The sequence below is a fragment of the Streptomyces sp. NBC_00354 genome, assembly GCF_036106915.1.
Lineage (GTDB): Bacteria > Actinomycetota > Actinomycetes > Streptomycetales > Streptomycetaceae > Streptomyces.
The window spans coordinates 213,197-227,256 of the sequence record NZ_CP107984.1 but is presented as its reverse complement, the minus strand read 5'-3'; the positions used below and the strand labels follow the sequence as shown (position 1 = coordinate 227,256).

The following is a 14,060-nucleotide window of genomic DNA, read 5'->3' as shown; positions in this document are numbered from 1 at the left end:
AGCGAGCACCCCCGTGGTTCGCCACGGCGTGTGCGAGGCCGCCCTGGATACGCCGTCAGCCGACCGGAACCGCAGAGGACTCCGGGGCGGGCAGACCGAGTTCGGCCCGGCAGGCGGGCGAGCCCGCCGGGTCGAAGTGGGGGATACGGTGCGCGGGCACGATCCCCGGGAGCAGGAAGTTCCACAGGTCGACGACCCGGGTGTGCAGGTCTTCGCGGCCGGTGCGGACGTGCGAGGTGACCTGGATCCCGGTGAACGAGCCGACGAGGAGCGTCGAGAGGTCGTACACGTCGAGCGACGGGAGGATGTCCCCGCGCTCCTGGGCCGGCTTCAGGCAGAGGTGGGCCGTTTCGATCCAGGCGTTGTACGGGGTCGGGTCCGGGTTGGTGAAGGAGCCGAACTCGATGACCAGGCGGATGCCGGCGCGGATGCGGACGTTCGCACGCAGTCCGTATGCCATCTGGTGCGTCAGGTCGATGACGGTCTGCAGACCCGGTTCCTCGACGGCGGGGACGCCTGCGGCGACCTGGAACTGCTCGTCGATCAGGGTGCGGGCGAGGGCTTCCTTGGACTGGAAGTGGAAGTACAGGGCGCCCTTGGTGACCCCGGCGTGCTTGACCACGTCGCTGAGGCTGGCGCCGCCGAAGCCGAAGCGGTCGAAGGCGATGGCCGCACCGTCGAGGATCGCCTGCCGGGTGATCTCGGCGCGTTCCTGGCGGGGCCTTGCCATGTGCTCTCCCTGCCGCTTGCCGCCCGCTGGTGCTTGGCGGTTGGTGTCTGTTGCCGGGGTGCGAGCTGTGGTCGTCGCTGCGGCGGAGGCTCGTACAAGGTCAATCTAGTGGGGCGGCGGTAAAGAAAACCAGTCGACAAGTACTTTTTAGCGGGGGGCGGGTGATGGTTTGTAGGGTGCTGGGGTGATTTTCGCTATTACTCTTTGGGAGGGCGGGGCCGTCTCGGGGACCGTTGGGAGCCCCTTGGGGTGCTTCGGTCCGCCTCGCCGACCCTTAACGGCGTTAACGCCGTTAACGGTCGGCGAGAGTGGGGGGTCAGGACCAGGGGGTGCCGGCCTGCTGGCGGGTGGCCAGGTTGAGGCGGTTCCAGACGTTGACCGTGGAGATGGAGAGGATGAGGGCGGCGAGCTGCTGCTCGTCGTAGTGCTTCGCCGCCTCGTCGTAGACCTCGTCCGGGACCGCGTTGCTGCGGTCCGCGACGCGGGTCACGGCCTCCGCCAGGGCGAGGGCGGCGCGCTCGGCGTCCGTGAAGTACGGGGTGTCGCGCCAGCCGGCAATCGCGTGGATCCGCTCGTCGGTCTCGCCGAGCTTCTTCGCGATCCGGGGGTGCATGTCGAGGCAGACGCCGCAGGCGTTGATCTGGCTGGCCCGGATGTGGGCGAGCTCGAGGGTGCGCTCGCTGACGCCGGTGGCGACGACGGCCTTGCCGATGGCCGTCAGGCCGGCCATGGCGCCGGGGACGACGAGGGCGGGGTTTCCCATGCGTGCGGTCATTGCGGTCTCCCGTGGGTGGGTGCGGTTGCTGCTCGGTCGGCTTCGCTTCGTTGTCTTCACTGCACTGACGGATGGGCGGGCGGGAGTGTGACCGGCTGGGGGAATCTTCTTCCGGCGGGCGTTAACGGCGTTAACGCCGCGACCCCTGGAAGTGTGGGGCGGTTCGTTGCCGGGGTGGGGGTTCCGGCGGAAGCCTGTGGCGGTGGGAGCGTCACGTGATCCGCTCGAAGCCGTGCTGATTGCCGTCCCCGTCGTCGTTCTCGCATGCGGGGTGGCGGCCGCCGTGATGCGCAGGCTCGGGCAGACGGCTGTGGTCGGGGAGATCCTGGTGGGGATCCTGCTGGGTCCGTCGCTGCTCGGATGGCTCTGGCCGACGGGGAGCCGGTGGCTGCTGCCGGGCGAGGTCCTTCCGTACCTGGGGGTACTGGGGAACCTGGGGCTGCTGGTCTTCATGTTCCTGGTGGGCCTGGAGCTTGATATCGGGCTGCTGCGCGGGCGCGGGCGGGCCGTGGTGGTGGTGAGCCAGGCGAGCGTGTGGATCCCGCTGGGGCTCGGGAGTCTGCTGGCGCTGGCGATGTACGGGTCGTTCGCGCCGGAGGGGGTCGGGCGGGCGCAGTTCGTGCTGTTCGTGGCCGTCGCGATGAGCGTGACCGCGTTCCCGGTGCTGGCGCGGATCCTGAAGGACCAGGGGCTGTACGGGACGCCGGTGGGGGCGCTGGCGATGGCGTGTGCGGCGGTGGCCGACGTGGTGGCGTGGTGCCTGCTCGCGTTGGTGGTGGCCATGGCGCATCCGCTGGGGGGCGGGGGCGGTGGCGGCGGCGGGTGGGGGATCGCCGGGATGGGGGTGCTGGCCGGTGTGTTCCTCGCGGGGATGTGGTGGGGGGTGCGGCCCGTGCTCGGGTGGGGGGTGAGGTGGTGGGGGTCCGGATCGGCGTCCGGTGCCGGTGCCGGTGCCGGTGGGGTCGTCGGGTTGTGCAGTGGGCTCTGCCTGGCGGCGTACGCCACCCATGCGATGGGGGTGCACGCGCTGTTCGGGGCGTTCGTGTTCGGGGCGGTGGTACCGAGGACGGCGGAGGTCGAGGCGGCGGCGGAGCGGATGCGGGAGTTCGCGGTGCCTGTGCTGCTGCCGCTGTTCTTCGTCGGGAGCGGGCTGAAGACGGACGTGGGGCTGCTGGGCGGCGGCACTGCGTGGTGGTGGGCGGGGGCGGTGCTGGTCGTCGCGGTCGCCGGGAAGTTGGGCGGGGGGACCGGGGCGGCGCTGCTGGCGGGCCAGCCGGCGCGGGACGCGGTGACGCTGGGCGCGCTGATGAACTGCCGGGGGGTGACGGAGCTGGTGGTGCTGAACGTGGGGCTCGGACTCGGGGTGATCGGGGCGGAGCTGTTCACGGCGCTGGTGCTGATGGCGTTGGTGACGACGGCGGCGACCGGGCCGGTGGTACGGGCGTTGCGGAAGCGGGAGGTCAAGGGGGCGGTCAGCCTTCGGCGTTAACGGCGTTAACGCCGTTAACGGTCTGCCGCCGCGTTGGCTCCGGGCGTTAACGCCGTTAATGGTCCGGGCCCCGGGCAGGCGTCCGGCGTAACGGTCCTCGCTGGGACGGGCGTCCGGCGTTAACGGCGTTAACGGTCCCCCCGGGGCTGAGCCTCGGCGTTAACGGCGTTAACGGTTTGGGCCCTCCGGGCCGGGCCACCGGCGTTAACGCCGTTAACGGTGGGCGGGCCTAGCATGCCCGCATGAGTGATCTTGGGGAGTGGGCGCAGGCGTTTCGGGTGGATGTGGCCGAGCGGGAGCTCGAGGACCTGGCCGAGCGGCTGGACCGGGTGCGGTGGCCCGATGAGTTGCCGGGGGTGGGGCGGGCTTACGGGATGCCGCTCGGGGAGTTGCAGGAGCTCGTGCGGTACTGGCGTACCGGGTACGACTGGCGGGTCGCCGAGGCGCGGTTGAACGAGTGGCCGCAGTACACCACCGTCATCGACGGGGCTCAGGTGCACTTTGCGCACGTGCGCTCGCCCGAGGCGGATGCCACGCCGCTGCTGATGACCCACGGCTGGCCCGGATCCTTCGTGGAATTCCAACGGGTGGCCGGGCCGCTGACCGATCCGCGGGCGCACGGTGGGGATCCCGCCGATGCCTTTCATCTGGTGCTGCCCCACATGCCGGGCTTCGGGCTGTCCGGGCCGACCCGGGAGACCGGGTGGGAGTTCAAGCGGGTCGCGCGCGCCTTCGGGGTGTTGATGGAGCGGCTCGGGTACACGGAGTACGGGGCGCAGGGCGGGGACTGGGGGGCCGCCGTTTCGCGGGAGCTCGGGAGGATCAGGCCGGGGAACGTGCTGGGGGTGCACCTGAACCTGTTCCCCGGGGGTGGGGCGACCGAGGAGCCCCGGGCCGAGGAGCTGGCGGGGCTGAGTGCGGCCGAGCGGGAGCGGACGCAGGCTTCGTGGGAGCGGTACCGGATCTGGGCGCGGGAGCGGCAGGGGTACGCCGACATCCAGGCGACCCGGCCGCAGACCCTCGCGTACGGACTGAACGACTCGCCGGTCGGGCTGCTCGCCTGGATCGGGGAGAAGTTCGCCGAGTGGAGTGATCCCGGGTGCCCGATCGACCGGGACCAGATGCTGACCAACGTGATGCTGTACTGGCTGACGGGGACCGCCGGGTCTGCCGCGCGGATCTACTACGAGCGCGCGCATGCGGACTACTACGGACTGCCGCCCGAGGTGTCGGCCACGCCGACCGCGTTGGCCGACTTCCCCCGGGACAACTTCGTTCCGCTGCGGCACATCGCCGCCCGCACCGACTCCGTCGTGCGCTGGACCTCGTACGACCGGGGCGGGCACTTCCCCGCGATGGAGGTGCCGGAGCTGCTGGTCGGGGACATCCGGGCCTTCTTCCGGGGGCTGCGGTCCGGGAGGTGAGGGTCGGGGATGCGAGATCCGCGCGATCGTGGACGCCGCCGGCTCGCTCGATGTGACGGGGCATTACGGCGATGACGCGTACTCGCCGCACTGCATCCCGAGGCGATCGACGGCGTGACCGGGGGAGTGGCCGGCGCCCTCAGGCGATGCGAGGGGCGGTCGCGGTGTCCAGGGCGGTGAGGGCCACCGGCCACGGGAAGTGGGACGGGGCGTCGGGGCCGGCCGGGCCGGGGACGAAGCCGTCCTCGCCGTAGAGGACGGTGACGCCGGCGCCGCGCAGGGCGGCCAGGGACTGGTCGAACTGCGGGTGTGCGGCGAGGGCGGCATTCGTGCAGGGCATGGTGACGACGGGGGTGCCCTTGCCGATCGCCTCGGCGGCGACGCCGACGGCGAAGCGGTCGGTGAGGCCGAGGGCCCAGGAGTTGAGGGAGTTGAAGGTGACCGGGGCGAAGAGGATGGCTTCGGCGGCCGGCCATACGTCGGGCTCGCCGGGGAGCTTGTACTGCCAGCGCACGGGGTGACCGGTCAGGGCAGCAAGGCCGTCGAGGCTTCCGGAGAGCCAGTGCGCGGCGGTCGGGGTGAGACCGAGGCAGACGTCCCAGCCGCGGGACTGGGCGTCCTCGATGACGTGGGCCACGTCGAATACGGGCGGGGCGGCGGAGCAGAGCAGGTAGAGCGTCCTCGTGGGGGTCATACCGCCATGTGATCACATGAGTTGATCTCGACCATAGTTGAGGTGGCGTGATCGGCCATACGGGCGAATGTCGCATGATTGTGCGGACGGTTGTTCCGGTGGCTGATCCAAGATTTTCGGCTGCGGGCGATGAGTTTCGGGCGCGGCCCGCGTCTACCTCTGTGACAGCGAAGCACGCACGACGTACGGACAGGAGCACCGCAGACATGAGCGAGCCGGTGAAGGGCCCCGCCAGCTACTTCCCTTCGATCGAGAAGAAGTACGGACGCCCCGTCGCGGAATGGAAGGACCTGATCCGGTCCTCTCCGCTGACCAAGCACACGGAGCTCGTCTCCTGGCTCAAGACCGAGCACGAACTGGGGCACGGCCACGCCAACGCCCTGGTCGCGCACACCCTCGGCGAGGACGCGGGGCGGGCCTGAGCCTGAGCCTGCTGGACAGCGCCGCCGCACGCGGGAGCAGGGCGTGGACGTACGCGTATGGAGCTGAGCTTTTCGGCGATGTTCCGTCTCGCGGCGCCGGGCTTGACTGGAGGCATGACACAGACACCGCAGAACACGAAGCCCGCCGCCCCCTCCACCCTCGTGATCGGGGGGAACGGCAAGACCGGCCGGCGCGTCGCCGAGAAGCTCCGGCTCCAGGGCCGCCCGGTCCGGATCGGCTCCCGTACCGGAGCCCCCGCCTTCGACTGGAACGCACCCGTCACCTGGGGCCCGGCGCTGGAGGGCGTCGACCGGGTGTACGTGACCTACTACCCCGACCTCGCCTTCCCGGGGGCCGCCGAGCAGATCGGCGCGTTCTCGCAGGCGGCCGTGGCCGCCGGGGCGCGTCGGATGGTCCTGCTGTCCGGCCGCGGCGAGGAGGCCGCGCAGCGAGCCGAGGAGAGCCTGAAGGCGTCCGGGGCCGACTGGACGGTCGTCAGGTCCAGCTGGTTCAACCAGAACTTCGACGAGAGCTTCTTCCTGGAGCCCGTACTGGCAGGGGAGATCGCCCTGCCGACCGCCGACGCCGTGGAGGCCTTCGTCGACGCCGACGACATCGCCGACGTGGTGGTGGCCGCGCTGGGCGACGACCGGCACATCGGCAGGACGTACGAGCTGTCCGGACCGCGGCTGATCAGCTTCACCGACGTGGCCGCCGAGCTGTCGAAGGCGACGGGGCGCACGATCACGTACGTCCCCGTCTCCCAGGAGGCGTACCGCGCGGTGCTCCGCGAGCACGGCCTGCCGCAGGAGTTCGCCGACCTGTTCACGCTGATCCTGGACGGGCGCAACGCGCACCTGGTGGACGGGGTCGAGGAGGTGCTCGGCCGGAAGCCGAAGGACTTCGCCGAGTTCGCCCGTGACGCGGCGGCGACCGGTGTCTGGGACGCCTGAGTCCCTGTCGCGGGGCCGGGCGCCGGGAGAGGATGGGCCCATGGACACGCTGAGCGGCCTCCTCGAAGGCCCCAAAGCCCGGGGCGCCTTCCTCCTCAAGTCCGTCTTCAACCCGCCGTGGGCGGTGCGGATCGAGGACCGAGCCCCGCTGTCGGTGGTCACGATGGTGCACGGGGCGGGCTGGCTGCTCCCCGACGGGGGCACGCCCGTGCTGATCGGCCCCGGGGACGTGGCCGTCGTACGCGGGCCCGAGCCGTACACGCTGGCGGATGCCCCCGGGACGCCGGTGCAGATCACGGTGGACCCGGAGCAGCGGTGCAGTACGCAGGCGGGCGAGGACGTCAGCGAGTCCATGGCGCTGGGGGTGCGGACCTGGGGCGCGGAGTTCCAGGACGCCGGGTCGGCGGTGATGCTGAGCGGCACCTACCAGGCGCCGAGCGAGATCGGCCGCCGGCTGCTGGCCGCGCTGCCGACGGTGCTGGTCCGGCCGGCGGCGGCCGCGGACGCCACCCTGATCGGGCTGCTCGCCTCGGAGATCTCCCGGGACGAACCGGGCCAGGAACTCGTCCTGGACCGGCTGTTGGACCTGCTGCTGATCGGGGTGCTGCGTACGTGGCTCGCGGACCCCGGGTCGGGGGCACCGGGCTGGTACCGGGCGCAGGGCGATCCGGTGGTCGGGCGGGCGCTGCGGCTGCTGCACGAGAACCCGGCCCACGGCTGGACGGTGGAGGAGCTCGCGCAGAAGGCGGGGGTCTCCCGGGCCTCGCTGGCGCGGCGGTTCACGGACCTGGTCGGGGAGCCGCCGATGGCATACCTGACGGGGTGGCGCCTGGCCCTGGCGGCCGATCTGCTGCGGGAGCCGGGCACCACGGTGGCGACGGTGGCTCGACGGGTGGGCTACAGCTCGGCGTTCGCGCTGTCGACGGCCTTCAAGCGGGTCCGCGGGGTCAGCCCGCAGGAGTTCCGTACGCGGGCCGCCGCCCTGGCCGCCGGGCCGGTGGCCGCCGGGCCCCCGCGCACGGTGGTCCTGCCGGACACGCTTTAGGCGGGCGGGAGGTCCAGGACGCCGACGGTCTGGCCACCGCTCAGCTCGCCGGTGAGGCGGAAGCCGAGGCCCAGGTAGAACGGCTCGGGGGTGCCGGGGCCGGGTTCCCAGGTGACGTACGCGCGGTCGGCGCCGCGGCGCCGGAGCTCGGCGGTGACGGCCTGGACCGCGAAGCGGCCGTAGCCCTTGGCCTGGTGGGCGGCATCGACGTTCAGGCGCCAGATGCCCGACCGGACGTCGGCCGGGTCTCGCTCCGGGTCCCAGGCGATGTCGACGAAGGCCATGACGAAGCCGACGACCTCGTCGCCGTCGACGACGGCGCGCGGCCAGGCGGTGTCCCCGTGGACGTAGGCCTCGGCCAGGGACTTGACCACGGGGGAGACGAGGTGGGCCTGGTCGGGGCGTACCTGTATCGCGCACACCGCGTCGAAGTTGGCTGCGGTGACCGGCTCCAGGCGGAGTGCGGAGGTGCTCATGGCCGCACCCTACCGAGGGCGCGGGCTGCGGGGGCACCAGTAATTTTCCAATGGTGATCCGAAACCCCGTGGCGGCACAGCGGGTTGGATGCCACGATCGGCTGCCCGCGCCGCGGGCGGTGAACTGCCACGACCAGATGGGGAGCGTCCCATGCAGACGAACACAGCCGGCGGCAGCAACCGGATCGCGACCGTCCTGCTCATGGTCTCGACCGTGCTCGTGGGCTTGATGGCGGGCCTGTTCTTCGCGTTCGACGTCTCGGTGATGCCGGGGCTGGCGCGGGGCGACGAGCGGACGTACGTCACCGCGATGCAGAACTTCAACGCGGTCATCGACGGGAACGGGCTGTTCGGCACCGTCTTCGTGGTGGCCCTGCTCGCCGCCGTCGCCTCGGCGGTCCTCGAGTACCGCAAGGGCCGGCGCGGGGTCGCGGTGTGGGTGGGGGCGGCGGCCGCCCTGTACCTCGTCGTGCTGGTGATCACCTTCACCGTGAACATCCCGCTGAACAACGAGCTGGCCGACGCGGGTGACGCGGCGAAGCTGACCGACTTCTCGATCGTGGAGAAGTTCAAGGGGACCTGGGTGACCACGAACATCGTCCGCACCCTGCTCTGCACGGCGGCCGTGACGGCCCTCGCGCGGGCGCTGGTGCTGTACGGGCGGGCCACCGCGCGCTGAGCCGCAGCGGCCTCAGAGGCGGCCGTGCAGTACCAGGGCCCAGGCCAGGCAGCCGAGGGCGATCGTGCACAGCAGCGTCCGCCAGCGGTTGGCCGGCACCCAGCGCGACGCGAAGGCCTTGCGGACGGCGGCCGGATCGGCGATGCGCTCGACGGGGCCGGCCTGGTCCAGGGCGTTGTTGAGCGGGATGTTGACCCTGCCGGTGACACCGAGCTGGAGGGCGTACGCGACGAGCGCACCGATCAGCGGCGGCGCCGCCTCGCCTGCGCCGGAGGCGAGGTGCAAGGCCAGCGCGAGGCCCGTGAACAGCAGGGAGCCGAGGAAGCCGATCATGAACCAGCCGTTGATGATGGCGACGTTGATGCGCTGCATGACCGCGATGAACGTCCGGTCGTCCGAGCGTCCCAGCGCCGGCATCACCGAGACGTCGAAGGCGAAGAACAGGCCCGCCATCAGGCCCGTCGTGATCGTCGCGGCGATGAGTGAGACGAGCCCTGCGATGTCCACGTCCGTTTCCCCCTGTTGGTGGTCTGCTCGGCGTCTGCTCGTGGTCCGTGACTGGTCTGTGCATCGTTCTGCGCATCGTTCTGCGCATGGTCTGTTCGCGGTCATGCACGGGTCATCGAATCGTCAAGGCTGCCGATCGTAGGGGCAGTGTGGCCGCGTGTCGCGGGGGATTCACGGGGATGTCCGCCGTCCGGGGAACGGAAGCCCTCCCCGGAGCGACTCTCTGAGCGGGCACCATGCACCTGCCGTCGTCTACGCACCGCGCACTCCCTGGAGGGACACACGTGAAGGACTCGAAGGACAGGCTGGAAGACCTGCGGGCCGAGATCGAGCGCCGCAACCCCGCGCAGCCCGAGTTCCACCAGGCGGTACGGGAGGTCCTCGAGACCCTGGCCCCCGTCTTCGCCGCCCGGCCCGAGTACGCCGACCCGGCCGTGGCCCTGGTGGAGCGGCTCACGGAACCCGAGCGGCAGATCCTCTTCCGCGTCCCGTGGCAGGACGACCGGGGCCGCGTCCACGTCAACCGCGGCTACCGCGTCGAGTTCAACAGTGCGCTCGGCCCGTACAAGGGCGGCCTGCGCTTCCACCCTTCGGTGGACATCGGCGTGGTGAAGTTCCTGGGCTTCGAGCAGATCTTCAAGAACGCCCTGACCGGCCTGGGCATCGGCGGCGGCAAGGGCGGCAGCGACTTCGACCCGCACGGCAGGTCGGACGCCGAGGTCATGCGCTTCTGCCAGTCCTTCATGACCGAGCTGCACCGGCACATCGGCGAGCACACCGACGTGCCTGCCGGGGACATCGGCGTCGGCGGCCGCGAGATCGGCTACCTCTTCGGCCAGTACCGGCGCATCACCAACCGCTGGGAGGCCGGCGTCCTGACCGGTAAGGGCCAGGGCTGGGGCGGCTCCGCGATCAGGCCGCAGGCGACCGGCTACGGGAGCGTGCTGTTCGCCGCCGAGATGCTGTCGGTCCGCGGCGAGTCGCTGGACGGGCTGACCGCGGTGGTCTCCGGCTCCGGCAACGTCGCGCTGTACACGATCGAGAAGCTCCAGCAGCTCGGCGCGAACCCGCTGACCTGCTCGGACTCGAAGGGCTACGTCGTCGACGACAAGGGCATCGACCTGGCGCTGCTCAAGCAGGTCAAGGAGGTCGAGCGCGGGCGCGTGAGCGAGTACGCGGCGCGGCGCGGGTCCTCGGCACGGTTCGTGCCCGGCGGGCGGGTCTGGGAGGTGCCGGCGGACGTCGCCTTCCCGTCCGCCACGCAGAACGAACTGGACGCGCAGGACGCCCGTACGCTCGTCGCGGGCGGGGTCAAGGCGGTCTCCGAGGGCGCCAACATGCCGACCACCCCCGAGGCCGTACGGATCCTGCAGGAGGCCGGGGTCGCGTTCGGGCCCGGCAAGGCGGCCAACGCGGGCGGGGTCGCGGTCAGCGCCCTCGAGATGAGCCAGAACGCCGGCCGGGTGGCCTGGAGCGCGCAGCGGGTCGAGGACGAGCTCGCGGGCATCATGCGCTCGATCCACGCCGTCGCGTACGAGACCGCCGAGCGGTACGGGGCCCCGGGCGACTACGTCACCGGCGCGAACATCGCCGGGTTCGAGCGGGTCGCGGACGCGATGCTGGCGCAGGGCGTCATCTGACCGTACGGGGCCCGGGGCTTCGGCCCGGGGCCCCGTACGGGGCCGTGTGGGGGCGGTGTGGTGTGTGTGGTGCCGCCGGGCGGGCGGCAGCGGGCTTCGACTCCGCCTCGAGTGCAGGCGGGCCGGTGTTGCCCGGTGGGCGGGAGCCGGGCCGTAGCCTGGGGCCGACCAGGCCGAAGGAACACCGAGGGGGACGTGACCGTGCTGACCGCTTTGGACGGGGTGTACGGCGACCGGAACGACGCGATCGGCGTTGCGGGGCGGACCGCCTCGTACGAGGACCTGCTGGGCGCGGCGCGCGCGGTGGCCGCCGACGTGGCCGGGGCGAAGGCCTTCGCGGTGACCGCGACGGCCTCGCTGGAGACCGTCGCCGCCATGGTCGGCGGGCTGCTGGCCGGGGTGCCGTTCGTACCGCTGCCGCCCGACGCCGGGCCCGCCGAGCGCGAGCACATCCTGCGGGACTCCGGAGCGGTGCTCATGGACGTGGACTTCGCCCGCCGCTCCGACTGGACCGGGCCCGCCGCCGCGCCCGAGGACCCGGCGCTGGTGCTGTACACCTCCGGGACCACGGGCGCGCCCAAGGGCGTGGTGCTGACCGGCGCGGCGCTCACCGCCGACCTCGACGCGCTCGCCGGAGCCTGGCAGTGGAGCGCCGAGGACACGCTGGTGCACGGGCTGCCGCTGTTCCACGTGCACGGGCTCGTGCTCGGCGTGCTCGGGGCCCTGCGCACCGGCAGCCGCCTCGTGCACACCGGGCGGCCGACGCCCGAGGCGTATGCGGCGGCGGGCGGCAGCCTGTACTTCGGGGTGCCGACCGTGTGGTCCCGTATCGCCGGGGCTCCGGAGGCCGCCGCTGCGCTGTCCGGGGCCCGGCTGCTGGTCTCGGGCAGCGCCGCACTGCCCGCGCCGGTCTTCCGGGACCTGGAGCGGCTGACCGGGCTGCGGCCCGTGGAGCGGTACGGGATGACGGAGACGCTGATCACCGTCAGCGGGCGCGCGGGCGGCGAGGTACGGCCCGGTACGGTCGGCATCCCGCTCCCGGGGATTCGGACCCGGGTCGCGGCCGAGCCGGGCGCCGAGATCGGGGAACTCCAGCTGACCGGGCCGACGCTGTTCGCGGGATACCTGGGCCGTCCGGAGGCCACGGCGGCCGCGTACACCGAGGACGGGTGGTTCCGTACGGGCGACATCGCGGCCGTGGACGAGTCGGACGGGGTGCACCGGATCGTGGGGCGGGCCTCCATCGACATGATCAAGTCGGGCGGCTACCGGATCGGCGCCGGGGAGATCGAGAACGCGCTGCTGGACCACCCCAAGGTCAGCGAGGCCGCGGTGGTGGGGGTGCCGGACGCGGACCTGGGACAGCGGATCGTCGCCTTCGTCGTCGCGGAGGGGGTGACGGGCGCCGAGCTCACGGAGTTCGTCGCCGCGCACCTGTCCGTGCACAAGAGGCCGCGCGAGGTGCGGTTCGTGCCGGAGGTTCCGCGCAACGCGATGGGCAAGCCGCAGAAGAAGCTGCTGCTGATGGGGGAGTTCGGCCCGCAGGCGGGCTGACGACCGGGGCCGGTACCTGGGCCTTTGGCGGGCCCGGGCTTTGGGCCGGGCCTGGGCTTGGGGCGGGCCCGGGGCCGGGCTAGCGGGCTTCCCTGACCAGGTGGCGGGCCAGGAGCTCCAGGGCCTCGGTCACCTCCGGGAGGCGGGCGGCCTCGGTGGTGCCGAGGGCCTTCGCGAGGGCGTCCTCGACCTTGGAGGAGCCCGCGGCCCGGACGGCGGCCACGCGGTCGGAGACCGTCGGGGACGGGCGGACCAGCGTGCGGCGGCGGTCGGCGGGGTCGGGGGCCGTCCGGACCGAACCGGCCTCGCGGAGGCGGGCCACGGCGGTGGAGACCTGGCTCTGGGGCAGCCCGGTGCGCTGGGCCGTCTCGCCGATGGTGGTGTCGGGGTGCGCGGCGATGTCCCCGGCGACGATGACCACGGAGCGGGTGCTGCCCGCGTACTGGCCCGGTCCGCCGGGGGGTTCGGGCAAGGCTTCCTCGCCGAGCTTCATCAGGGCGCGGCCCAGCAGGAACAGTTCGATTCCATCCATGGAGGCAAGATACATCAAGGTAGATACATCTCTCTTGATGTATCTGTTTCGATGGATTAGGCTGGTCGCAGAGCAGCGGACGAAGGCCGTTGCGGCAGACATCATGGGGGAGTCGTCATGTCCAACACCGTGCACAGCAGCAGCAACACCACGGGGATCCTGGCGGTGGCCGGCGCCACGCTGCACTACCAGGTCCAGGGCTCCGGCCCGCTGCTGCTCATCGCGCAGAGCGGGGAGGGCGATGCGGACCGCACCGTCGACATGGTTCCCCATCTCACCGACACCTTCAGGGTCCTGACCTACGACCGCCGCGGTCTCTCCCGGAGCCGGCTCGAGGAGCCCGGGCGGACCACGTCGCTCGCGGAGCACGCCGAGGACGTGCACCGGCTGCTGGCGGCCGTCACCGACACGCCCGCCCTGATGCTGGGGTGCAGCATGGGCGCCCTGATCGGGCTGCATGTGGCCGCGCGGAATCCGGGACAGGTGGGCACCCTGGTGGCCCACGAGCCGGTGGCCCCGCGACTGCTGCCGGCGCAGCTGCGGGACCGTCACGAGGCGGAGCTCGCCGGGCTGCAGGAGCTGTACCGGGCGAGCGGGCTCAGCGGGGTGCTTGCGGAGATGGCCCGGGTGGTGGGCATAGACCCCTCCCGGCAGGACGCCGAGCCGGGCCTGACCCCGCAGCCGATCGACGACCAGCGGCGGGTCAACTTCGACTACTTCATCGAGCACGACCTGTCGGCGGTCATCGGGGACACCCTCGACCCGGCCGACCTGGCCCGCACGCAGACCCGGATCGTCCCGGCGGTCGGTGCCGGGACCCCGGCCGGGGTGTTCGACCACCGGTGCGCCGTCGAACTGGCGGACCTCCTGGAGGCCGGGATACAGACCTTCCCGGGCAGGCACAACGGGAACACCACGCACCCCAGGGCCTACGCGGAGAAGCTTCGGTCTCTGCTGACCACCGTGTAATCGGCGCGGCAGCAGGGGGATGCGTGGGGACGTTGCCCGCATGGACAACGGGTGGCGGTCCCGGAACCGACCGACGTGGGCTCGACCACCTACGCGGGGCCCGCCGGCGGGGACGGTCCACCCGGAGTCAGGCAGTACACCGGCCGGGGCGGCGACGATCGCCTCCGGAC

General features: G+C 72.1%; 15 protein-coding genes. 9 read left to right on the top strand and 6 right to left on the bottom strand.

What is annotated here, in order from left to right:
• Positions 1-55 precede the first annotated feature (55 nt).
• Both OHT74_RS41830 and OHT74_RS41825 read right to left on the bottom strand, forming a co-directional pair.
• A complete protein-coding gene (locus tag OHT74_RS41830) occupies positions 56-730 on the bottom strand; it encodes a ScbR family autoregulator-binding transcription factor (RefSeq protein WP_328623617.1) in 675 nt (224 codons plus the stop codon).
• 316 nt (positions 731-1,046) lie between these two features.
• Entirely contained in the window at positions 1,047-1,505 is a 459-nt protein-coding gene (locus OHT74_RS41825) for a carboxymuconolactone decarboxylase family protein (RefSeq protein WP_266674195.1), read from the bottom strand.
• A 232-nt stretch (positions 1,506-1,737) separates the two neighbouring features.
• Between OHT74_RS41825 and OHT74_RS41820 the strand changes: the two genes are divergently transcribed.
• Positions 1,738-2,994 carry a cation:proton antiporter domain-containing protein gene (locus OHT74_RS41820; RefSeq protein WP_328623616.1) on the top strand — a complete coding sequence of 419 codons (1,257 nt, stop codon included), beginning with the start codon at positions 1,738-1,740 and terminating at the stop codon, positions 2,992-2,994.
• A gap of 242 nt (positions 2,995-3,236) precedes the next feature.
• Entirely contained in the window at positions 3,237-4,418 is a 1,182-nt protein-coding gene (locus OHT74_RS41815; protein ID WP_328623615.1) for an epoxide hydrolase family protein, read from the top strand.
• A gap of 139 nt (positions 4,419-4,557) precedes the next feature.
• On the opposite strand, the gene OHT74_RS41810 is transcribed toward OHT74_RS41815, so the two are convergent.
• On the bottom strand, positions 4,558-5,112 hold the full coding sequence (locus tag OHT74_RS41810) for a flavoprotein (RefSeq protein ID WP_328623614.1): 555 nt from the start codon (positions 5,110-5,112) through the stop codon (positions 4,558-4,560).
• Between the two features lie 206 nt (positions 5,113-5,318).
• Here OHT74_RS41810 and OHT74_RS41805 point away from each other — a divergent pair, with 206 nt between their 5' ends.
• The 3 genes from OHT74_RS41805 (at position 5,319) to OHT74_RS41795 (ending at position 7,533) form a co-directional block, all read left to right on the top strand.
• Positions 5,319-5,534, top strand: coding sequence for a DUF4287 domain-containing protein (locus tag OHT74_RS41805; RefSeq protein ID WP_266674203.1), 216 nt, complete (start codon positions 5,319-5,321; stop codon positions 5,532-5,534).
• Between the two features lie 114 nt (positions 5,535-5,648).
• Complete coding sequence (locus tag OHT74_RS41800; protein ID WP_328623613.1) at positions 5,649-6,488, top strand: NAD(P)H-binding protein; 840 nt, start codon at positions 5,649-5,651, stop codon at positions 6,486-6,488.
• A 40-nt stretch (positions 6,489-6,528) separates the two neighbouring features.
• Positions 6,529-7,533, top strand: coding sequence for an AraC family transcriptional regulator (locus OHT74_RS41795; protein ID WP_266674207.1), 1,005 nt, complete (start codon positions 6,529-6,531; stop codon positions 7,531-7,533).
• Here the strand turns inward: OHT74_RS41795 and OHT74_RS41790 are convergent.
• On the bottom strand, positions 7,530-8,009 hold the full coding sequence (locus tag OHT74_RS41790) for a GNAT family N-acetyltransferase (RefSeq protein WP_328623612.1): 480 nt from the start codon (positions 8,007-8,009) through the stop codon (positions 7,530-7,532). The genes OHT74_RS41795 and OHT74_RS41790 overlap by 4 nt on opposite strands.
• A gap of 151 nt (positions 8,010-8,160) precedes the next feature.
• Here OHT74_RS41790 and OHT74_RS41785 point away from each other — a divergent pair, with 151 nt between their 5' ends.
• Positions 8,161-8,688, top strand: coding sequence for an anthrone oxygenase family protein (locus OHT74_RS41785; protein WP_328623611.1), 528 nt, complete (start codon positions 8,161-8,163; stop codon positions 8,686-8,688).
• 12 nt (positions 8,689-8,700) lie between these two features.
• On the opposite strand, the gene OHT74_RS41780 is transcribed toward OHT74_RS41785, so the two are convergent.
• Entirely contained in the window at positions 8,701-9,195 is a 495-nt protein-coding gene (locus tag OHT74_RS41780; RefSeq protein WP_328623610.1) for an anthrone oxygenase family protein, read from the bottom strand.
• Positions 9,196-9,479: 284 nt separating this feature from the next.
• Here OHT74_RS41780 and gdhA point away from each other — a divergent pair, with 284 nt between their 5' ends.
• Positions 9,480-10,835 (top strand): NADP-specific glutamate dehydrogenase, encoded by a 1,356-nt coding sequence (gdhA, locus tag OHT74_RS41775; RefSeq protein WP_267003620.1) that lies wholly within the window; start codon positions 9,480-9,482, stop codon positions 10,833-10,835.
• Positions 10,836-11,036: 201 nt separating this feature from the next.
• The gene (locus tag OHT74_RS41770) at positions 11,037-12,389 is read left to right on the top strand and encodes an AMP-binding protein (RefSeq protein ID WP_328623653.1); all 1,353 of its coding nucleotides are present in this window, start codon (positions 11,037-11,039) and stop codon (positions 12,387-12,389) included.
• A gap of 79 nt (positions 12,390-12,468) precedes the next feature.
• Here OHT74_RS41770 and OHT74_RS41765 read toward each other — a convergent pair whose 3' ends face one another.
• Positions 12,469-12,921 (bottom strand): MarR family winged helix-turn-helix transcriptional regulator, encoded by a 453-nt coding sequence (locus tag OHT74_RS41765; RefSeq protein ID WP_328623609.1) that lies wholly within the window; start codon positions 12,919-12,921, stop codon positions 12,469-12,471.
• Between the two features lie 117 nt (positions 12,922-13,038).
• Here OHT74_RS41765 and OHT74_RS41760 point away from each other — a divergent pair, with 117 nt between their 5' ends.
• Positions 13,039-13,890, top strand: coding sequence for an alpha/beta fold hydrolase (locus OHT74_RS41760; protein WP_328623608.1), 852 nt, complete (start codon positions 13,039-13,041; stop codon positions 13,888-13,890).
• The last annotated feature ends 170 nt before the right edge of the window (positions 13,891-14,060 follow it).